Genomic DNA, 21,704 nt, shown 5'->3' with positions numbered 1-21,704 from the left:
AAGCTGTTTTTCGGAAAATAAATATTAGATTAAATGTGTGTTAAGTTAATAAACAGATTCTGATGGGGTCTGTCTTTCCGATTGACAAGCAGGGTTGAATGTCAATCTCATTTGTTTCTTTTTGTATGCTACATAGGCTATTAGAATGTTACGGTTAATACTCGAGCTTATTAAAATGTCTCTTATTCTGCAGATTTCTTTTTAAGCTTCGTATATAAAACCGGGTAGAGAACCGCAACCCTATCGAGAAACAGAAGTTTCTTTGCTAATAAAAGTTAATCGGGTTCGGAAGAAGAAGGAAAAACTAATACGATTTTCTTAATGTTGCCCTCACCGCCCTCACTCACTTCCCGAACCGCCCTGTTCATCGGCATTACATGGGTGAGTGAGGGCAAATAAAAAGGGTGAGGGCAAATTTTGCCCTCACCGGTGTTCGGTCTGTCCCGTTCCCTTGCTTTCTCTTGTCTCGTCCCCTTCTTTCTCTTGTTGTGTCCGCTTCTTTGTCTTATAGAGGCTTTGAGTTTCTGAGCGGCTCACTATAGTGGTCTGACTCGTTCACTATAGTGAATGGAGTTGTTCACCATAGTGAGCTGATTTGTTCACCCGAGTGAGCCGACAATGAACAAAGGCTGTTTCGGGGACAGACACCAAGCGTTTGAGGGATAAAGCAACGGGGAAAGACGGACTGAACAAGGGGAGCGTTCCGGACTACGTGCTTGAATCCCGTGACAGATGACAGACGGTTCTTCCCCTTTATCTTTGAAGAAGCTGTTTTGAAATGATAAATCCCCATTTATCTACCAGGCTGTTTTTTAAGCCTAACTAACGTGCACATACTCGAGAGTCCTATCTGCCAAGGGCAAGTCCATACATAAAACAAACCGTCCGGCCCGGAATGAAAATAATTCACTCCAAGTCGGACGGTTCAAAAACAAACAAATGGAAATCTATTCCTCGTACATCTTGTCAATCAGCCCCTTGTAGTTCTTTGCCACTACAGAGCGTTTCAGCTTCAGCGTGTTCGTCAGCTCGCCACGCTCCATGCTGAACGGTTCGGTCAGGAGCGTGAAGCGCTTCACTTGCTCATAATGGGCAAATTGCTGCTGCAAGGTATCGATACGGGCACGGAACAACGCCTGTATCTTGGGATGTTGCAGTAACTCATCCATATTGCTGTATGCAATGCCTTTCTCCTTGGCATAATCCTTCACAAAGCCATAAACGGGAACTATCAAAGCGGAAACAAACTTACGCTCATCGGCAATGACAGCAATCTGGTCAATGTAACGGTCAATAGCCAGCTTCGTTTCCAATGCCTGCGGCGAAATGTATTTTCCGTTGGAGGTCTTGAACAAGTCTTTGATACGCTCCGTCAGATACAGATGGCTATCCTTCAAATAACCGGCATCACCCGTGTGGAACCAACCGTCACGGTCGATGGCAGCAGCCGTTGCCTCCGGTTTCTTGTAGTAGCCGGTAGTGATAGTCTTACCACGAAGAAGTATCTCGTTGTTCTCGCCAATCTTCACCTCCACATCAGGCATCACCGTACCTACGGAACCAATCTCATAGCCTTCGTTGAGGAAGCAGGAAACGGTAGCCGTAGATTCCGTCAGACCATAGCCCACCACCATGTTTATACCTACAGAATGCACAAACTCGCAGATTTCATCGGGCACAGCAGCACCTGCCGTAGGAAAGAAATTACCGTTCTCAATACCTATCGTCTTCTTCAGCAGAGCATAAATGGTCTTTTCGTAGAACTTGTATTTCAGATGAAGCATCATCGGAGGAGTCTTTCCTTGGCGCAAATAATCAATGTTATGCGTCCTGCCCACCTTGATGGCATCCAACATCATCGCCTTACGCAGACCGGTTTCCTGGGAAATCTTCTCCTGCACACCGGCATAGACTTTCTCCCAAAAACGGGGTACACTGCACATCAGTGTAGGGCGTATCTCTTTAATAGTAGTTTGGATATCTTGTGGACGGAGATTGATGCAGACCTGCACTCCCCGATGTATACAAAGGTAGGTCCATGCCTTTTCGAATACATGGGTCAGCGGAAGGAAGTTCATGGAAACATCCTGGTCTGTCATGAAAGGCAATCGGATATCATGAATGCGGAAAGCCTCTCTATAATTGAAATGATGGAGCATGACACCTTTCGGCTCACCGGTAGTACCGGAAGTATAAAGGATATTGGCGAGGTCATCATCTGAGGCAGCTGCTGTACGTTCTTCTACAATGGCATTGTGCTGCAACTCTTCATCCATTGCCATAAATTCATCAAAATAGATGGAAGTCATGTCGCGCGGATCTTTCACCACAGCACGGTCGAAGATGATGAGCTGCTGCAGAGACTGGCAAAATCCGAACACGCTGAAAGCGGCATCGTACTGGAACTGCTCGCCTACAAACAGATAACGTATCTGTGCATCGTTGATGATATACTGTGCCTGGGCCGGTGAGCTGGTAGCATACAAAGGTATAGTCACCGCCCGGTTGGCGAATGCACCGAAATCAGTAAAGAGACATTCGGGTTTATTCTGCGAGAAGATACCGATATTCTCTTGTGGCTCTATTCCCAAAGCCACCATTGCATTGGCAGTCCGGCGTACAGTCTGTGAGAACTCTTTCCAAGAGATGGGTATCCATTGTGCAGTTTCATAGTCCCTGTATTTCAGGGCTATTTTGTCTCCATACTTCTCTGCCTGGCGATGCACCAGGACAGATAAATGATGATAAGTCATAACTTTTGATATTGGTAAATACGGTACAAAGGTAGTGGTTTCATTTGAAACTAATTTGATATTAGCGGGTAATTATTCAAACTTTACCTTTAAAGTATCCGACCATCCGTTAGCAAATTATCCACAAAAGATACTTTCTTTACCATTAAAACAATAGAAATATATTAAATATCTATATATTTGTGGTGATATACAAACTAAATCAAATTCAATGAACATGAAAAAAGTATTGCTTTTAATGGCTATGCTGACCATAGGTTTAGCAAGCATCAATGCTCAAGACAACCTCAGATGGGGAGCAACAGTCGGCATGAACTCCAGTAACTTCTCCATTACCGGTTTCGACAGTAAAATAGGCTTTCATGCTGGGGTAAAGGCTGAAGTAGGATTGCCTCAAATTTCAGAAGGAGTCTACCTCGATATGGGTGCATTACTTACGCTGAAAGGAGCCAAAATAGACGGAGGCTCTGCTGCTTCTATCAAGTTCAATCCCTACTACCTGGAAATTCCTGTACACATTGGCTATAAATATGCAGTGAATGAGAACTTTGCCATATTCGGCAATGCCGGTCCTTATTTAGCCATCGGTCTTTTTGGCAAAGCCAAGGCAGAAGGAGATATTCTTGACGAATATGAGTTTGATGATAACTCCACCAATGTATTCGGGGATGATGCCATGAAGCGTTTTGATTTCGGTCTCGGATTAAAAGCCGGAGTCGAATTCAGTCAGAAATATCAGATTTCCATCGGTTATGACTGGGGACTGGTAGAGAACATTAAAGATTCAGGCAACAAAAACCGCAACTTGATGATATCACTCAGTTGCTTCTTCTAAACAATATTGAAAAAACAGAAAGGACGTCGGTTTGGCGTCCTTTTCATTTTTTATCCGTAAGTTTGCGGCCAGATTATTTATTTACCGAATATGATTTACGATATACCGACTTTAACTTCCGAAGCAATCGGATTGCTCAAATCACTGATAGCCATTCCTTCCTTGAGCCGCGACGAGGAGAAGGCGGCAGATTATCTGCAGAACTATATCGAAATGCAAGGCATGGCAACAGGACGTAAAGGCAACAATGTATGGTGCCTCAGCCCGATGTTCGACTTAAAGAAACCGACCTTGCTGCTGAATTCCCATATCGACACCGTAAAACCCGTCAACGGGTGGCGGAAAGATCCTTTCAAACCAACGCTGGAAAGTAATGGAAAGCTCTACGGGCTGGGCAGCAACGATGCCGGAGCCAGTGTAGTCAGCCTGCTGCAAGTATTCCTGACATTGTGCCGCACCACTCAGGCCTACAATCTGATATATCTTGCCTCGTGTGAGGAGGAAGTATCAGGCAAGGGGGGAATAGAATGCGTATTGCCGGAACTCCCTCCCATACAGTTTGCCATTGTAGGCGAGCCGACAGAGATGCAACCTGCCATTGCAGAAAAAGGATTGATGGTGCTGGACGTAACTGCTACCGGAAAATCGGGACATGCAGCCCGAAACGAGGGAGATAATGCTATATATAAGGTATTGGATGATATTGCCTGGTTTCGTGATTACCGTTTCCCAAAAGAATCTTCCCTGCTGGGTCCCGTGAAGATGAGCGTAACCATGGTAAACGCCGGTACACAGCATAACGTCATTCCCGACCGTTGTACTTTTGTCGTAGACATTCGCAGCAACGAGTGTTATAGCAATCAGGAGCTATTCGATGAAATACAGAAACACATCACGTGTGAAGCCAAAGCCCGCTCCTTCCGGCTAAGCTCTTCACACGTAGCTCCGGAGCATCCGGTAGTGCAAAAGGCTATTGCCATGAAACGTACTCCTTTCGGCTCACCGACCTTGTCCGACCAGGCACTGATGCCATTCTCTTCTCTGAAGATGGGACCGGGGAAAAGTGCCCGTTCACACACTGCCGATGAATTTATCTTTGTCAAGGAGATAGAGGAGGCGATAGGGATGTATCTGGAGCTGCTGGAAGAAGTAAAAATTTAAATTATCATTATCTGTTCAGCCACGGCTCCGGATTCAGTTTTTCCTTCTCTTTCCTCAATTGGAAGTGTAGCACCGTACGACCATTGTCGGCCCCATCCGAGAAGATTTGTCCGAGAGTCTGTTTGGTGGTAACATCATCGCCCTGCTTCACCGAGGCCGATGACAAGTTGCAATAGACTGATATATAATTCCCGTGACGGACAAGGATATTGAACAGTCCGTTCAGTTTAAAGACAGCCGCCACTTTACCATTGAAGATGGCACGGGCTTGGGCACCCGGTTTCCCTTGTATATCGATGCCCTTATTGTCCAGCTTGACATTGCGCAAACCTTCCACAGAATACTGGCCGTAATGGCTGGTAATGATATACGCGCCGGTGATGGGCATCGGCAACTTACCGCGATTATTAGCAAAGTTCCCTGATAATTCACGGTCTGCCTTACTCATGGAGTAAGTTTCCAAAGGCTGTGCCTTCGGCTTTGCGGGCGTAGAGGCAGTTGCCGTTTTTTCGTTTTTTTCACCAGCCTTTTTACGTGCGGCTGCCTCACGGCGCGCTTCTTCTGCCGCACGCTTACGCGCTTTCTCTATTTCTTCCGCTATCAGACGGTCAATGCGTGCATTGAGCTGATTGGCTTCACGGCGTTTCTTATTCAGTTCGTTCTGTAAGCCCCGCTGTTTCTTTTTCAGATTGGCTACCAACAACTTTTGTTCCTTCTCCTGCGCTTCCAGCTTGACTTTCTCCTCTTCACGTTCTTTCAACAATCCTTCCTTGGCAACCTTCACTTGCTGAAGCTCAGTCTTCTTACGGTTCACCTGCTCCTGCTTTTTCAACACTTCCTCGCCTTGCAGGCGCTGATAAGTAGCATATTCACGTACATAGCGCATGCGTCGATAGGTCTGTGCCAGGCTCTTGGCAGAGAAAATGAACATCAGCTTCTCTTCAATGGAGCGGTTCTTATACAAATATTGAACGGACGATTCGTATTTCTTCTTCTTGTCCCTTAGGTCACGTTGCAGGCGGGTCAACTGACGTTCTAATGAAGACAACTCGCGCTCTATGGATTCCACATCATTATTGATAGTCAGAATATAGCGTTTGCGCTCTTCTATCTGTCCGGTCAGTGCAGCAAGACCGTTCAACTGGCTTCCCACATCCTTCTTGGTGGTTATCAACAGCGTTTCCGACTCTGCTATCTGTTTCTGCAAGGCACCACGCTTGCTTTCCAGTTCCTTAATCAGCTTGTTGGACTGGGCTAGGAGCGGAGAAACCGGCAAAAGGAGGAGAAAGAAGAGAAGGAGAAGCTTCATAAGTTATGAGTTATAAGTTATGAGGGATTATCTGACAATTATCAACTAATCAAAGGTCCATCAGCATTTCCAGCAGTTCTTCCAGCTCCACCTCTTTATATTTCTGTGAGAGCTGGGTAGGAGTCAGTGCAAAAGGCTTATCCGAGAAGTTGGAAAGTTCAATCTTTCCCTTTTCCAGAGAGGGTATCCCGAGTTCCTTGCCGGTAAGCACCTTCTTGCCATTGGGTTTGGAAGCAGCATAAAGCAGTTTCTCCAAATGGGCAAAATCCGCCTTCTTGGGCAGCACATCCTTCAGTTCCTTACGTGTTGCACGGACATAACGTTTTCCCATACGGTCTACCAACAGAATCTCATCCGGGGTGACTTCCATACGTGCCACCTCCGTACGAAGTATCGGCATCAGAAAGGAAATCTGCATGCATTCTTCCTTCTTCAACTTCATCGTACCGTTCACAGTAAGGGTGGCATCTTTATGGGGTACCGTCAGCTGCACTTTGGAGGAAAGGCAGGCAGATTCTCCGGACAGAGAACTTGAGTGACGCGAAGTCTTGCAACCGGCAAGCCCCACAGCCAGCAACAACAGCAAGGACAACAGGCGGCATATCCTTGCCATATCATTCAGCAGGTTTAGTTTCATCTGATATATATTTCTTTTTTTGTATTTTCTGTTTCAACGTATCAGAGCGATTGCCCTTATCCCAGGCTTGTTTCCAGTATTTCAAGGCACCTTCCGCATCGCCAGTCATGTAATAGATATCTCCGCAATGTTCCAAGACCACGTCACTGCTATCTTTATCATTCTTTATCGCCTCATCTATGTAGAGACGCGCCTCGGCATAATTACCTTTAACAAACAATATCCATGCATATGTATCGAGATAGGTGGAATTGTTCGGCTCGGCTTTCACTGTCTTGTAGCTCATCTCTTCCGCCTTGTCCAAGTCGCGGCGCTCCACGGAAAGATAATATGCGTAGTTATTCAAGGCACCGATGTTTGAAGGATTGTACACCAAAGCGGAATCATAAGCCGCATAAGCTTCCGCATGCAGATTCTTGGTGTGATAAGCATCACCGATAATGGCATAAAAATCTGATACGACCTCCTTCTTGCTGTCGTCCTTGACGTGCGACAAAGCCTTTTGACAGATGGCAAGGGCATCATCCGTCCGTTCCGCCTGGTTGTAGGCAATGGCCAGATAGAAATAGAACTCCAACATATCGGGATTGGACTCCACACCGGCTTCGCACAAATTCATTATTTCCTTGTAATCCTCCTGGCGCACAGCTTCCCCCAGCAATGTCATACGAGCCGCTGTGTTGGTAGGGTCTATCGCCAGAACCTGGCGCAGAACCGGCCCTGCCTCCTTGTTCATTCCTTTGGAAAGAAGATATTGGGCATACAGCAAAGGTAATTGCGCCTCATCGGGCTCCTGCTCCATGATGCGGTTGAAGAGCGTAATGACACGTGTACTGTCCTTGCCTGCCTGCTCGTTCTGCACGATGAACTGCCGCATCACATTCAGTTTGGTGTCCGAAGCCACTTTCTTGTTCAGCAACAGCGTGTCCAATTGCTGTTCATACAGCTCCTTCTGTCCGGTCTCTTCGTAGTAAGAAGCCAATGAGTACATGGCCATTGCATTGTCCGGCTCTTCGGCCAGCACCTTCTTGTAAATCTCATAAGCTTCCTGCTTTTTCCCGTTCTGCATATAGACATCCCCCAGCACAACCTGATAGCGCATATCGTTGGGATACTCTTCTACCAGACTTTCTATTTCATGAAAGGCGCTCTTGTCGTCCTTCTTTTGCAGATAGATGCGGAACTTCTCCATACTGAGCTGTTCATTCTTGCCCATCCGTTCCTCGAGCTTGTTCAGTATACCGATAACTTTGTCATACTCTTCCTGGCGGTTGTAAATCTCCAGCAAGTTGTATAGCGGGTCCAGCTTATCCGAGAAACGTACCGCCATATTTTCCAACAAGGCAGCGGCTCTCTCCGTTTCGTTTTGCTGCATATACAGATTGGCAAGTCCCTGGGCATACCAGTAATTATGGGGAGCATTCTCCACCGCCTTTTCCAAGGCGGCTTGTCCCAACGGCACCTGCTTGAGGTACATATAATACTGGGCCATCTCATACAAAGCCGATGATGCGTTCGGGTTTATCGTCAGGCAATGTTGCAGGACATCGAAAGCCGCATCATAGTCTTTTTGGACTTTCAGACGGGCGGCTTCAAGAAAGAAGTAGTCGTAACGGCGCTGCTGTTCGGGGGTAAGCTCCTTTACGAGCGAAACGTCGGCTTTCTTCGACTTCTTCCGTTTCTTCAATTCCTTCCGTGCCTTTTCAGACCGACCGTACCCGCTCATTTTCTCCTTTGAAGCTTGAACGTTGGCAGCCTGCACTCCGTACGTAGTAAAGCAGAAGGTACCTATCAACAACGCAAGTATTATTTTTACTCTGATTCTCATCTATTTAATTATAAATTCTTAACCCGTAAAACGGAACAATATCCATTCATTTTTTACCCGTATGCCCGAAACCTCCGGCACCGCGCTCCGTCTCATCCAGCACTTCCACTTCCTGCCAAAGAGCTTGTTCGTGACGCGCTATCACCATTTGTGCAATCCTCTCCCCATCTTCGATGACGAAGGTTTCTGCAGAAAGGTTGACGAGAATAATACAAACCTCACCACGGTAATCGGCATCAATCGTTCCAGGGGAGTTCAGCACGGTAATCCCCTTCTTAATGGCCAATCCACTACGCGGACGCACTTGCGCCTCAAATCCTTCCGGAAGAGCGATATAAAGGCCCGTAGGCACCAGACACCGCTGCATCGGAGCCAGCGAAATAGGTTCGTTAAGGTTTGCACGGATATCCATTCCTGCAGACAGCTCAGTGGCATAAGCCGGAAGCGGATGCTTTGATTTATTGATGATTTGTACGTTCAACATGATGTTATTTACGATTTGACGATTTACTATTTACGATTGGGGCTACTTCTATTCTTACAATTCGAGTAATTCAAGTTTCGCAATTCATCTTCCTTTTACTATAAACTTGGGCGAAAATACGGCTTTTTATACAAAATAGTGATACATTTGCAGTTAAATAATAGTAACTTCAATCGTAAATAGTAAATCGTCAAATCTCAAATAACATCATGATGAATTGGAATACGCTCATATCTGCCAAACGCTTCGGACTGGAAGAGTTTCACCAGGAACGCCATGAAAACCGCTCGGAATTCCAACGTGACTATGACCGCCTTGTCTTCTCTGCTCCCTTCCGCCGTCTGCAGAACAAAACCCAGGTATTCCCTCTTCCCGGTAGTGTATTCGTCCACAACCGATTGACACACAGCTTGGAAGTATCATGTGTAGGCCGCTCACTAGGCAACGATGTATCGAAAGCTCTCATTGCCCGCCGTCCGGAACTGCAAGACAGCTACCTCACCGAAATAGGCTCCATCGTTTCCGCCGCCTGCCTGGCACACGACTTGGGAAATCCTCCTTTCGGACATTCGGGAGAACGAGCTATTTCCACCTTTTTTTCTGAAGGAAAAGGAATGTCCCTGAAGGGCCAACTGACACCTTCCCAATGGGAGGACCTTACCCACTTTGAAGGGAATGCAAATGCGTTCCGCCTGCTTACCCACCAGTTTGAGGGAAGGCGACAGGGAGGATTTGTACTCACCTACTCCACCTTGGCAAGCATCGTGAAATATCCCTTTTCATCGAGTCTTGCAGGCAAAAAGTCAAAATTCGGTTTCTTCATCACAGAGGAAGAAAGTTTTCGCCGCATAGCAGAAGAGTTGGGTATGGAGAAGCAGAACGATGCCCCGTTGAAATATGCCCGCCACCCGCTGGTCTATCTGGTGGAAGCCGCCGATGACATCTGCTACCAGATGATGGATATTGAGGATGCTCACAAACTGAAAATTCTGACTACACAAGAAACCAAAGAGTTGCTTCTTTCTTATTTCTCGAAAGAGCGCCAAGCACACCGGCTCAAAACGATGGAGATAGTAAGTGACACCAATGAACAAATAGCCTATCTGCGTTCCAGCGTTATCGGACTGCTTATCGGCGAATGCGTGCAAGCCTTTGTAGACAATGAAGAAAAGATTCTGAAAGGAGAATTTGAAGGAAGCCTCATCAACCATATATCCGAGGTACCAGCCAATGCCTACAAGCACTGTGCAGACATCTCCCTGAAGAGGATTTACCGTTCACGCGATGTACTGGACATTGAACTTGCCGGTTTCCGCATCATCAGTACCCTGCTCGAACTGATGATTGACGCCGTGCGTTCTCCGGAAAAGGCATATTCGCAACTGCTCATCAATCGCGTATCGGGCCAGTACAACATAAAAGCGCCTGCACTCTACGAAAGAATACAGGCGGTATTGGATTACATCTCCGGAATGACGGATGTATTTGCACTCGATTTATATAGGAAAATAAACGGGAATAGCTTGCCAGCGGTATAACAGACGACAAACATTCCTCCGGATAGTCCTATGATACAACCTTATTTGCTCCCGACGTAAGCTTGCACGCCTCCGGTTCGCTCGCTATGAACGACTCGATGTGGCGAATGCGCTTTTCTGCCAAAATCTCGTCCACGGCAATTAGGATACCCGTTTCCTCCACATCTCCGAAACCGTAATTGATGGCTGTACCGAACATACGCATGGTAGGGCTGAGACTCATATAGGCATTCACCAGCGGGGGAATATTATACCCCGCCTTACGGATTTCACAATTCAAAATCTTATAGTCTTCCTTAAAAGAGTCTTTACAGAAGAGAGCCGCCAATTCATTCTCGTCCGATTCCAGAAGCAACGGCTTCATCGGAGTAATCAGGTTGTCCTTATCCGCAAAGTGTTTCCGAAGAAAATAAAGAATCTTATCACGACTCTGACGATGATAGCTGGGATACATAGTCACCTTTCCGAAGAAATACTTCACATTGGGCATGACTACGGTCAGTGCGCCCAAACCATCCCACAGATTATCCAACGCAAACAGACCTTTACTGTCTGCACGCGTAGACTGATACTCCAACGTAACGAACGAACGTCCTAACTCGATGGTCGTAGGAAGATAGTCCTTCAAAAACTTATCCGAAAAGTTAAACATATGGGCAGTTGCCAGAATAGGGGCACCATGTTCATCAAAACGCACATCCGTACCTAAGATATAACGGTATCCACCCAAAATTTCTTCTGCTTCCGGATTCCAGACAATCAACTGCTTGTACGGGTTGTCCATGATGTCATATTCATCAATATCCATAGACTTGCCCGTTCCTCCTCCCGCAGCACGGAATGCAATCTCGCGCAAACGGCCGATCTCCTTCATTGTATTCGGAGAGTCTTGGGCAGTAATGATATATATCTGATTATGACTTCTATTGGTCATGCGCAGACGCTTTTCCTCAGTCAACTCCGCTTTCAACAGCTCCTTGCTTATCGGTGCAATAACATCTTCCATATTTTTCTGTTAGTAGTTCTTCTTTAATATAAATACGGTCTCTCTACAATTTATATACAATATCCTTCACATATTGCGCCCATCCGGCCGGGCTTTTCGATTTGTCGAAAGTTTGCCAGGGGATAGGCTTCCCTATGGTGATGGTAAATGTTTTATGGCGATTCTTCAGCATTTCATCTGCCAGGTAAAGCATGGCGATATTGAACTTGATGCCCAACATCTTACAAAAATTGGCAAGATTATAAAAGAAGTTGGAGTTCCGCCCCTCGAAGTGGATGGGAACTACATCACGGTGGGCTTCGACACTCTTCACGATAAAGGTCTTTTTCCAATCCAAGTCACGGATGACCCCATTCTGCCTACGCGAACAAAGCCCTGCGGGAAACATGATGAGCTGATTGTCCGAAGCAAATCCCGCCTCCACCATTCTGGGGAAGTCTTTGGCCTGCTTTCCCGTCTTGTTGATGGGGATGCAAAGCGGCGCCAGTCCGTGCAGGTTCATCAGCAGGTCGTTGACCATATATTTCACCTTGCCACCATAAAAGGAGCCCAGGACATAACCCAGTGCCACTCCATCCTGCCCACCCAGGGGATGGTTGGACACAAAAGTATAAAGCCCTTCTTTAGGCAGATTTTCCTCCCCCTTTACCACAATATTGGCATCAAGGAACTCCAGACAAGCTTTCAGGAAATCTACACCGACTTTATCTTTCGACTCCCGCAAAAAGACATTCAATTCCTCTTGATGAACGATGTGCTTCAAATAAGAAACCACGAACTTGGGGATATACTTAGACTGCTTCGGAGCCTTTTCCCGAAGTATCTTGTCTATGTCAATCAAAAATAAAGAGTCGTCAGCCATTCTTCTTTTGATGAAATGAATGCGCAAAATTAACTCATCTTTTTAATTAATCGCAAAAAAATGACAGAAAACTGCACCCGAAATCTATCAAATAGCACCTAAAAACTGTCAATTGATAGTTTTTCCCCTAAAGTATGTTTGAAATCCGTCTGCCTGAAAGAGAAAACTTCCGTAAACTTGCAATATCAAGATTAACGAAAAAAAACATAGCACATATGAACAATATAACATTTAAAAAAGACCTGCTCGGAGTTCAAGACGATTTATTGCGTTTTGCATACAAACTTACTTCCGACCGTGAAGAAGCCAACGACCTCTTGCAGGAAACATCCCTGAAAGCTCTGGATAACGAAGAGAAGTATACGCCCGATACTAATTTCAAAGGATGGATATACACCATCATGCGCAATATCTTCATCAACAATTACCGCAAAGTGGTGCGTGACCAGACTTTCGTGGATACCACGGACAATCTCTATCACCTGAACCTGCCGCGCGACGCCGCTTTTGAAAGCACAGAAAGCGCATATGACCTGAAAGAGATGCACCGCATTGTCAACGCCCTTCCACGGGAGTACAAGATTCCCTTCTCCATGCATGTCTCCGGCTTCAAATACCGCGAAATTGCAGAGAAGCTAGGGTTGCCCTTAGGCACGGTAAAGAGCCGCATTTACTTCACCCGCCAAAAACTACAACAAGACTTGAAGGATTTTGTTTAAGCACTCAGCATATAAAACCAGTGATTTCCATAAATTAAGAAGAGTACAGATTTTAGTTGTATCAAAAGAGAGAAAGGCAGGTCGGGACAATCCCGCGTCTGCCTTTCATGGTCTCGCCCCTTGTATTTCGTACACAAACTCATTCAAGCCGTTACGCTTTGCGACAATATTATTTACAAAAATCAGGATAGCAATCTCTGGCTACATCCCACTTTTCCACCTATCCGAGGCACTGAAAGCTAACCAAAGCCACCCGAAAACTGCCAATTGTTAGATTTTACCCCAAAGAGAGTTTGATTTCCGTCTATCAAAAAGAGAAATCATCCGTAGCTTTGCATCATCAATAAAACGAACAATAATTTAAAAAACATCCATTATGAATAATAGAACATTTACCCAAGACCTACTCGGAGTTCAAAACGACTTATTACGCTTTGCATATAAATTAACCTCCGACCGCGAAGAGGCCAACGACCTGCTTCAAGAGACATCCCTGAAAGCTCTGGACAATGAAGAGAAGTACACACCTGATACCAACTTTAAAGGATGGATATATACCATCATGCGTAATATTTTCATCAACAATTACCGTAAAGTGGTACGTGACCAGACATTTGTAGATACCACAGACAATCTCTATCATCTGAACACGCCGCACGACCTCACACTCGACAGCACAGAAGGCGCCTACGACCTGAAGGAAATGCACCGCATTGTCAATGCCTTGCCACGTGAGTACAAGATACCTTTCTCCATGCATGTCTCCGGTTTCAAGTACCGTGAAATCGCAGAAAAGCTGAACCTCCCACTTGGAACAGTAAAGAGCCGCATCTTCTTTACCCGCCAGAAACTGCAACAGGAACTGAAAGATTTCAGATAAGAGAATACGGCAACCTAAGAATTGTTTATTAATTGGCCGGATAAAAAAGTAAATATGCTTATCTTTGGGCAATCATGGGACACAAACCAAGATACCTAAAGAAAAACCGAGTAATTAATAAACAACATGAAGAAACAGACAATCATTACAGCCTGCACATTTGCAGCAATGACAATGGCTACTCCTGCCGTTTTTGCCGTACAGCCGGCCATGAGTAACCACGTATGCGCCTCCGACGCTATCAAGAAAGACAACCGACCGGTAGAATCAAAACGACTGTTCCGTTCCAAAGCCGTAGAAGAACAAATTCAACGGATACAGCAGCTGCTGAAAAATCAGAAGCTGTCATGGATGTTCACTAACTGCTTTCCCAACACGCTGGACACCACCGTCCATTTCCGCAAGGACAAGAAAGACGGGAAGCCCGACACATTTGTCTACACCGGAGATATCCATGCCATGTGGCTCCGCGACTCAGGTGCGCAGGTGTGGCCCTACGTACAGCTGGCCAATGAAGACAAGGAACTGAAGACGATGCTTGCAGGAGTCATCAACCGCCAATTCAAGCTGATTAATGTAGACCCGTTTGCCAACGCCTTCAACGACGGCCCCATCCCCGACGGACACTGGAAAACCGACCTTACCGACATGAACGACGAGGTGCACGAGCGTAAATGGGAAATCGATTCACTGTGTTATCCGCTACGCCTTGCCTACCATTACTGGAAAACGACCGGTGATACAAGCATCTTCGATGCCGAGTGGATAAAAGCAATCCAAAACATCCTGACCACCTTCCGCGACCAACAGCGCCGTGACGGACGCGGTTCCTACCATTTCCAGCGGGTAACTGAACGCGCACTGGACACGATGACCAACGACGGCTGGGGCAATCCGGTGAAACCGGTCGGACTGATTGCATCTTCTTTCCGCCCTTCCGATGACGCCACCACCTTCCAATTCCTGATACCCTCCAACTTCTTCGCCGTATCTTCGCTGCGTAAGGCAGCCGAGATTCTGACTGAAGTCAATAACCGCCCGGAGCTTGCAAAAGAATGTACCGACCTGGCCGGAGAAGTAGAAACCGCCCTACGAAAATACGCTACCTACAACCATCCCAAATACGGCACCATCTATGCCTTCGAGGTAGACGGTTTCGGCAACCACCTTCTGATGGACGACGCCAATGTACCGAGCCTTATCGCACTGCCCTATCTGGGCGATGTGGACATCAACGATCCTATTTACCAGAACACCCGTCGTTTCGTATGGAGCGAGGATAACCCATACTTCTTCAAAGGTACGGCAGGCGAAGGCATTGGAGGTCCGCACATCGGCTACGACATGATTTGGCCGATGAGCATCATGATGAAAGCCTTCACAAGCCAGAACGATGAAGAGATTAAAACTTGCGTGAAGATGTTGATGGATACAGAAGCCGGAACCGGCTTTATGCACGAGTCTTTCCACAAAGACAATCCCGCCAAGTTCACCCGCGCCTGGTTTGCATGGCAAAACACATTGTTTGGCGAACTCATTCTAAAACTGGTGAACGAGGGCAAGCTAGACTTGCTGAACAGCATACAGTAAAAAAACATTTATCCCCCCTGGATTCTGTGGATGAATGTAATAATCAACCACTCCAGGGGGAATATTATCACTCCTCCCTCCCATCATCTTCCGGTAAGTAGTAACGTTCACAAAATAGACGGGAAGTTAACAAAAAAAGTTTCAGAAGTTAATACTAAAACAAGAAAGAGTTAAGAAAGAGCTTTATCCCAAACTTTGGTTTTTCCAAACCAAGCCTGGGGATAGAGAAACCAAGTCTTGGTTTAGATATCCGCAAAGCTGGGAAAGAAGTTTCCCACCCAAGACACCATTCCACCAACAAGCGACTTTCAAACCAAAGACCGTCATCCTCAACCGAATCTTTTCAAAAGAGACTACACGAATCCCCCACCAGCAAAGCGTTTCAAAAGCAGCTTCATTATCAAATGAATAAGCTATCAACAAGGTGTTGAAAACTTCTTCCTAAGATTTTAGTTAAAAGATTGTGGGGAATTGTGGGGAAATGTGTATTTTTACCGTCGCTTATTATAATAAGGTGAGAAATGATACAATTTTTAGGTAATATCGAGGCTAAGGCGGATGCAAAAGGAAGAGTTTTCATCCCGGCCACCTTCCGGAAACAGCTGCAAGCCGCTTCTGAAGAAAGACTCGTGTTGCGTAAGGACGTGTATCAGGATTGCCTGGTGCTCTACCCGGAAAGTGTATGGTTTGCCACTCAAAACCAACTTCGCTGCCGGCTGAATAAATGGAACGCCAAACAACAAATGATTTTCCGCCAGTTCGTAAGTGACGCGGAAGTTATGACCCCTGACGGGAACGGACGCATCCTGCTCCCAAAACGTTACCTGCAAATGGCGGGTATACAAAGTGATGTCCGCTTCATTGGTGTGGACAACACAATAGAAATCTGGGCTAAGGAACGTGCCGACCAACCATTCATGAACCCCGACGAGTTCAGCGAGGCTCTTGAAGAACTGCTGGGAGACGAAAATATTTGTTGTGACGAAAATAAGCTATAAACAACAGATGATGAAAGAAGAAACAACATATCACATCCCCGTATTGCTGATGCCGAGCGTAGATGCAATGAACATCCGTCCGGACGGCACGTATGTAGACGTAACGTTTGGTGGAGGAGGACATTCGCGCGAGATACTGTCCCGCCTGGAAGACGGCGGCCGGCTGCTGAGCTTCGACCAGGACGAGGATGCGGAACGCAACATTGTGAACAACCCGCATTTTACATTCGTACGCAGCAACTTCCGCTACCTGCACAACTTCCTACGCTATCACGGCATCGAAAAAGTGGATGCCATACTTGCCGACCTCGGCGTATCTTCCCATCACTTTGATGACAGCGAACGGGGATTCTCCTTCCGCTTCGACGGGGCACTGGATATGCGTATGAACAAGCGTGCCGGCCTGACCGCTGCCGACATCGTGAATACCTACGAAGAAGAAAAGCTGGCCGATATTTTTTATCTGTACGGCGAGCTGAAGAACAGCCGGAAACTGGCATCTGTCATCGTTAAGGCACGGGCTACGCAGAGAATTGCCACCATCGGCGAATTTTTGGAAATCGTCAAGCCACTCTTCGGCCGCGAACGCGAGAAGAAAGAACTGGCAAAAGTATTCCAGGCATTGCGCATTGAGGTAAACCAGGAAATGGAAGCACTGAAAGAAATGCTGTATGCGGCAACAGAAGCGCTAAAGCCGGGAGGCCGCCTGGTGGTGATAACCTATCACTCCCTGGAAGACCGTATGGTGAAGAATATCATGAAAACCGGCAACGTGGAAGGCAAGGCCGAAAAAGATTTTTTCGGGAACGTATTGACCCCGTTCCGGCTAGTCAACAACAAAGTGATTGTACCGGACGAGGAAGAGATAGAGCGCAATCCGCGTTCGCGCAGCGCCAAGCTGAGAATTGCAGAAAGAGTAATGAATGATTAGTGACTAGCAATGGAAAAGAAGCAAGAAGAAAAGAATACGGAAAAGGTGAAAAAACGCACCTCACTGAAGAACATCATCGGAGGCGACATTCTGGCCACAGACTTCTTCCGCCGCCAAGCCGGATTGTTGTTCCTTATCATGGTGCTTATCATTATTTACATCAACAACCGTTACGAATGCCAACTGCAACTGATAGAGATAGACAATCTTAAAAAAGAGCTGATAGACATCAAGTACGATGCCCTGACACGCAGTTCGGAATTGATGGAGCGGAGCCGCCAATCACGCATCGAGGAATACATCGCCACCAAAGAAAGCGATTTGCAGACTTCCACTAATCCACCGTACTTACTAAAATAATGGAGAATTGAGGATTAAAGTAATTTCAATAGTACATCGTAAATCGTTAAATCGTAAATAACATTGGCTGTAAATAAAAAAAACATAATGACCCGTTACTTCTTCGTCGTCCTACTCATGGGGTTGGTGGGGATAGCTATTGTTGTGAAAGGCGCCATGATTATGTTTGCCGAGCGACAGTACTGGCACGATGTAGCCGACCGCTTCGTAAAAGAGAATGTAACGGTGAAGCCCAACCGGGGAAATATCCTGTCCTCGGATGGCAAACTGATGGCAAGTTCGCTGCCGGAATATAAAATATATATGGACTTCATGTCCGGCGAAAGGGACGAGAAGCGCCGCAAAAAGGACCAGCAGCGCAAGGATTCTATCTGGAAAGCCAATTTCGATTCCATCTGTATCGGGCTTCATCAGATTTTTCCGGACATCAGTGCCGCCACCTTCAAAAGCCATCTGCGCAAGGGGCGGGAGATGAAGAGCCGGAACTACAACATTCTTCCCAACCGCAACCGGCGCATCTCTTACATTCAGTATAAGGAAGCCAAGCGGTTACCCGTATTCAAGATGAACAAGTACAGAGGCGGGTTCCACGAACAGATATACAACCAGCGTAAAAAGCCGTTCGGTTCTTTGGCAGCCCAAACCCTGGGCCGTCTCTATGCCGATACAGCCATGGGAGCCCGTAACGGCATTGAACTGGCCTTCGACACCCTGCTGAAAGGACGGAACGGTATTACCCACCGTCAGAAGGTGATGAATAAATACCTGAATATCGTAGACCTTCCCCCGGTAGACGGTTGTGACATCATATCCACCCTCGACGTAGGCATGCAGGACATCTGCGAAAAAGCCCTGGTAGACAAGTTGAAGGAAATCAATGCCAATGTCGGGGTAGCCGTACTGATGGAAGTGGCTACCGGAGAAGTAAAGGCCATTGTCAACATGATGAAAGCCGGAGACGGCAATTACTACGAAATGAACAGTAATGCCATCAGCGATATGTTGGAACCGGGCTCCACCTTCAAGACAGCCTCCATTATGGTGGCACTGGAAGATGGCAAGATAACCCCGGATACCGAGGTAGACACGGGCAACGGTATTATGAATATGTACGGCAGCAAGATGAGAGACCACAACTGGCACCGGGGAGGTTATGGAAAGATAGATGTGACACGTATTCTGGAAGTTTCTTCCAATGTGGGCGTCTCCTACCTCATCGACAAGCACTACAAGGATAATCCGCAGAAGTTCGTGGACGGTTTGAAGCGCATGAGCATCGACCAGCCGCTTCATCTGCAAATACCCGGTGAAGGGAAGCCCAACATCAAAGGACCCAAAGAGCGTTATTTTGCCAAAACGACTTTGCCGTGGATGAGTATCGGCTACGAGACTCAGGTACCTCCTATGAACATACTGACCTTCTACAATGCCATAGCCAACAACGGGGTCATGGTACGCCCCAAGTTTGTGAAAGCAGCGGTAAAGGACGGTGAGGTAGTGAAAGAATATCCTACGGAAGTAATCAATCCCAAGATATGTTCCGACCATACCCTGACACAGATCCGCGAAATCCTTCGGAAAGTGGTATCGCAAGGTCTGGCAAAACCCGCCGGCAGCAAGCAATTCTCCGTATCGGGCAAGACGGGTACGGCACAGATTTCACAAGGAGCCGCCGGATATAAGTCGGGACGGGTGAATTACCTTGTAAGTTTCTGCGGATATTTCCCCTCGGAAGCACCCAAATACAGTTGCATCGTTTCCATTCAGAAGCCTGGGTTACCAGCTTCAGGCGGTCTGATGGCAGGTAGTGTCTTTGGGAAAATAGCAGAAAGAGTTTATGCCAAAGACCTGCGTTTTGACATACGCAGTGCCATAGACAGTACCACCAATGTGATTCCTCCCGTGAAAGCCGGAGAGATGAACGAAGCACTCCTTGTACTGAATGATTTGAAAGTGCCCGTTCAGAAACAGTTCGCCGGACAAAAGAAAAAGGAACAGTGGGGGCATACACAAGCAGCTCCGTCGGCAGTCATCCTGCAAGACCAGGAACCGGCCTCGGGCACCGTGCCCAGCGTGGTAGGTATGGGAGCGAAAGATGCTGTCTACCTTTTAGAGAGTAAAGGACTGAAAGTAAGGCTAAACGGCGTAGGACGGGTGAGGAACCAGTCCATAGCAAGCGGTAGCCGGATAGTGAAAGGACAAACCATAGCCCTGACACTACGTTAACATGAGAATAAACAAGATTTGGATATACACTATATATAATAAGGTATGAGATTAAGTGATTTGTTGCAAACAATACAGCCGGTCCGGATTACCGGAAGTACAAGCATGGAGATAACGGGGGTGAATATAGATTCCCGCCTGATAGGAACCGGACATCTGTTCATGGCCATGCGTGGTACGCAGACCGACGGGCATGCCTACATTCCGGCTGCCATCGATAAAGGGGCTGTTGCAGTATTGTGTGAAGAATTGCCGGAAGAGCTTAAGGCCGGCATCACCTACATTCAGGTGAAAGACAGTGAAGATGCCGTAGGGAAAGTGGCTACCACTTTCTATGGCGACCCTACATCCAAGATGGAACTCATCGGCGTGACCGGAACCAACGGAAAAACAACCGTTGCCACCTTATTATATAATACTTTCCGCTATTTCGGCTACAAGGTCGGACTGGTTTCCACTGTATGCAATTACATCGACGACCTGCCCGTACCGACCGAACACACCACCCCGGACCCGATAACCCTGAACCGCCTGCTCGGAGAAATGGCAGATTCCGGCTGCAAGTATGCCTTCATGGAAGTCAGTTCCCATTCCATTGCCCAGAAGCGCATCAGCGGTCTGAAGTTTGCCGGCGGTATTTTCACTAATCTGACCCGCGACCATCTGGATTATCATAAAACGGTGGAGAACTACCTCAAAGCCAAGAAAAAGTTCTTCGACGAACTGCCAAAAGGAGCTTTCAGCCTGACCAACCTGGATGACAAGAACGGACTTGTGATGACGCAGAATACCCGTTCGAAGGTATACACCTACTCTTTGCGTAGTCTTAGCGACTTCAAAGGCAAAGTCTTGGAGTCTCATTTCGAGGGAATGTTACTCGACTTCAACAATCACGAACTGGCAGTACGTTTCATCGGAAAGTTCAATGCCTACAACCTGCTGGCGGTATTCGGTACTGCCGTATTGCTTGGCAAGAAAGAAGAGGATGTACTGGTTGCCCTCAGCACGCTGCATCCGGTAACCGGCCGCTTCGATGCCATCCGTTCACCGAAAGGCTACACCGCCATTGTGGACTATGCGCATACTCCAGACGCCCTGGTCAATGTATTGAACGCCATTCACGGAGTGCTGGAAGGAAAAGGGAAAGTGATTACCGTTGTGGGCGCCGGCGGCAACCGCGACAAAGGCAAGCGTCCCATCATGGCCAAAGAATCCGCCCGCTTGAGCGACCGGGTCATCATCACCTCCGATAACCCGCGCTTTGAAGAGCCGCAGGACATCATCAACGACATGCTGGCGGGACTGGATAAAGACGACATGCAGAAAACCATCAGCATCACCGACCGCCGCGAAGCCATCAAGACAGCCTGCATGCTGGCACAGCCGGGAGACGTGATTCTCGTTGCAGGCAAGGGGCATGAGAATTATCAGGAGATTAAAGGCGTGAAACACCATTTTGACGACAAAGAGATATTAAATGAAATAATGTGCTGATATGCTAATGTGCTAATTGCCATGCGTCATGTAGGATATTCATTCCTTTACCAGCAGATATACCAGACTATCAATTAGCATATTGGCACATTA

The 21,704-nt window shown here is 47.0% G+C and carries 18 protein-coding genes; 11 read left to right on the top strand and 7 right to left on the bottom strand.

All coding sequences use genetic code 11. The features are described from left to right. Window positions 1-947: 947 nt before the first annotated feature. Complete coding sequence (locus DW896_RS08265) at window positions 948-2,753, bottom strand: long-chain fatty acid--CoA ligase (protein ID WP_057256311.1); 1,806 nt, start codon at window positions 2,751-2,753, stop codon at window positions 948-950. A gap of 217 nt (window positions 2,754-2,970) precedes the next feature. On the opposite strand from DW896_RS08265, the gene DW896_RS08260 reads away from it, so the two are divergent. Continuing rightward, entirely contained in the window at window positions 2,971-3,588 is a 618-nt protein-coding gene (locus tag DW896_RS08260; RefSeq protein ID WP_005834577.1) for a porin family protein, read from the top strand. Between the two features lie 90 nt (window positions 3,589-3,678). Next, window positions 3,679-4,749, top strand: a complete 1,071-nt coding sequence (locus DW896_RS08255) for a M20 family metallo-hydrolase (RefSeq protein ID WP_008662712.1) — start codon at window positions 3,679-3,681, stop codon at window positions 4,747-4,749. A gap of 7 nt (window positions 4,750-4,756) precedes the next feature. Here the strand turns inward: DW896_RS08255 and DW896_RS08250 are convergent, their stop codons facing one another. From DW896_RS08250 to dut, 4 genes are read right to left on the bottom strand one after another with little or no spacing between them, the layout of a single operon-like run. Next, complete coding sequence (locus tag DW896_RS08250; RefSeq protein ID WP_008662711.1) at window positions 4,757-6,058, bottom strand: murein hydrolase activator EnvC; 1,302 nt, start codon at window positions 6,056-6,058, stop codon at window positions 4,757-4,759. A 49-nt stretch (window positions 6,059-6,107) separates the two neighbouring features. After that, window positions 6,108-6,695, bottom strand: a complete 588-nt coding sequence (locus tag DW896_RS08245; RefSeq protein ID WP_008662710.1) for a DUF4292 domain-containing protein — start codon at window positions 6,693-6,695, stop codon at window positions 6,108-6,110. Then, a complete protein-coding gene (locus tag DW896_RS08240) occupies window positions 6,673-8,523 on the bottom strand; it encodes a tetratricopeptide repeat protein (protein ID WP_034529262.1) in 1,851 nt (616 codons plus the stop codon). Before DW896_RS08240 ends, DW896_RS08245 begins: the two co-directional genes overlap by 23 nt. A 46-nt stretch (window positions 8,524-8,569) precedes the next feature. After that, window positions 8,570-9,004 (bottom strand): dUTP diphosphatase, encoded by a 435-nt coding sequence (gene dut / locus DW896_RS08235; protein WP_025831605.1) that lies wholly within the window; start codon window positions 9,002-9,004, stop codon window positions 8,570-8,572. A 212-nt stretch (window positions 9,005-9,216) separates the two neighbouring features. Here dut and DW896_RS08230 point away from each other — a divergent pair, with 212 nt between their 5' ends. Next, complete coding sequence (locus DW896_RS08230) at window positions 9,217-10,545, top strand: deoxyguanosinetriphosphate triphosphohydrolase (protein ID WP_009037700.1); 1,329 nt, start codon at window positions 9,217-9,219, stop codon at window positions 10,543-10,545. A gap of 28 nt (window positions 10,546-10,573) precedes the next feature. Here DW896_RS08230 and DW896_RS08225 read toward each other — a convergent pair whose 3' ends face one another. Next, window positions 10,574-11,551 carry a GNAT family N-acetyltransferase gene (locus tag DW896_RS08225; protein ID WP_005830370.1) on the bottom strand — a complete coding sequence of 326 codons (978 nt, stop codon included), beginning with the start codon at window positions 11,549-11,551 and terminating at the stop codon, window positions 10,574-10,576. A 43-nt stretch (window positions 11,552-11,594) separates the two neighbouring features. Then, window positions 11,595-12,413, bottom strand: coding sequence for a 1-acyl-sn-glycerol-3-phosphate acyltransferase (locus DW896_RS08220; protein WP_005830371.1), 819 nt, complete (start codon window positions 12,411-12,413; stop codon window positions 11,595-11,597). Window positions 12,414-12,628: 215 nt separating this feature from the next. On the opposite strand from DW896_RS08220, the gene DW896_RS08215 reads away from it, so the two are divergent. From DW896_RS08215 to DW896_RS08175, 8 genes are all read left to right on the top strand, one after another. Beyond that, window positions 12,629-13,132: an RNA polymerase sigma factor gene (locus DW896_RS08215; RefSeq protein ID WP_008662699.1), complete on the top strand. Its 504-nt coding sequence runs from the start codon at window positions 12,629-12,631 to the stop codon at window positions 13,130-13,132. Between the two features lie 376 nt (window positions 13,133-13,508). Beyond that, window positions 13,509-14,012, top strand: coding sequence for an RNA polymerase sigma factor (locus tag DW896_RS08210; RefSeq protein ID WP_005830374.1), 504 nt, complete (start codon window positions 13,509-13,511; stop codon window positions 14,010-14,012). A gap of 168 nt (window positions 14,013-14,180) precedes the next feature. Continuing rightward, complete coding sequence (locus tag DW896_RS08205) at window positions 14,181-15,602, top strand: glycoside hydrolase family 125 protein (RefSeq protein WP_085931532.1); 1,422 nt, start codon at window positions 14,181-14,183, stop codon at window positions 15,600-15,602. A 521-nt stretch (window positions 15,603-16,123) separates the two neighbouring features. After that, entirely contained in the window at window positions 16,124-16,600 is a 477-nt protein-coding gene (gene mraZ, locus DW896_RS08195) for a division/cell wall cluster transcriptional repressor MraZ (RefSeq protein ID WP_005834563.1), read from the top strand. A gap of 10 nt (window positions 16,601-16,610) precedes the next feature. Next, a complete protein-coding gene (gene rsmH, locus DW896_RS08190) occupies window positions 16,611-17,531 on the top strand; it encodes a 16S rRNA (cytosine(1402)-N(4))-methyltransferase RsmH (RefSeq protein WP_008662693.1) in 921 nt (306 codons plus the stop codon). Between the two features lie 9 nt (window positions 17,532-17,540). Beyond that, window positions 17,541-17,891 carry an FtsL-like putative cell division protein gene (locus tag DW896_RS08185; protein ID WP_005830386.1) on the top strand — a complete coding sequence of 117 codons (351 nt, stop codon included), beginning with the start codon at window positions 17,541-17,543 and terminating at the stop codon, window positions 17,889-17,891. Window positions 17,892-17,978: 87 nt separating this feature from the next. Then, window positions 17,979-20,117, top strand: a complete 2,139-nt coding sequence (locus DW896_RS08180) for a penicillin-binding protein (RefSeq protein ID WP_005830388.1) — start codon at window positions 17,979-17,981, stop codon at window positions 20,115-20,117. A gap of 45 nt (window positions 20,118-20,162) precedes the next feature. Beyond that, window positions 20,163-21,611, top strand: coding sequence for a UDP-N-acetylmuramoyl-L-alanyl-D-glutamate--2,6-diaminopimelate ligase (locus DW896_RS08175; protein WP_009037699.1), 1,449 nt, complete (start codon window positions 20,163-20,165; stop codon window positions 21,609-21,611). Window positions 21,612-21,704: the final 93 nt, after the last annotated feature.

This window comes from Bacteroides sp. AM41-16 (genome assembly GCF_003603495.1).
Lineage (GTDB): Bacteria > Bacteroidota > Bacteroidia > Bacteroidales > Bacteroidaceae > Bacteroides > Bacteroides uniformis.
The sequence above is the reverse complement of the archived record's forward strand: the minus strand, read 5'-3'. Positions and strand labels throughout refer to the sequence as shown.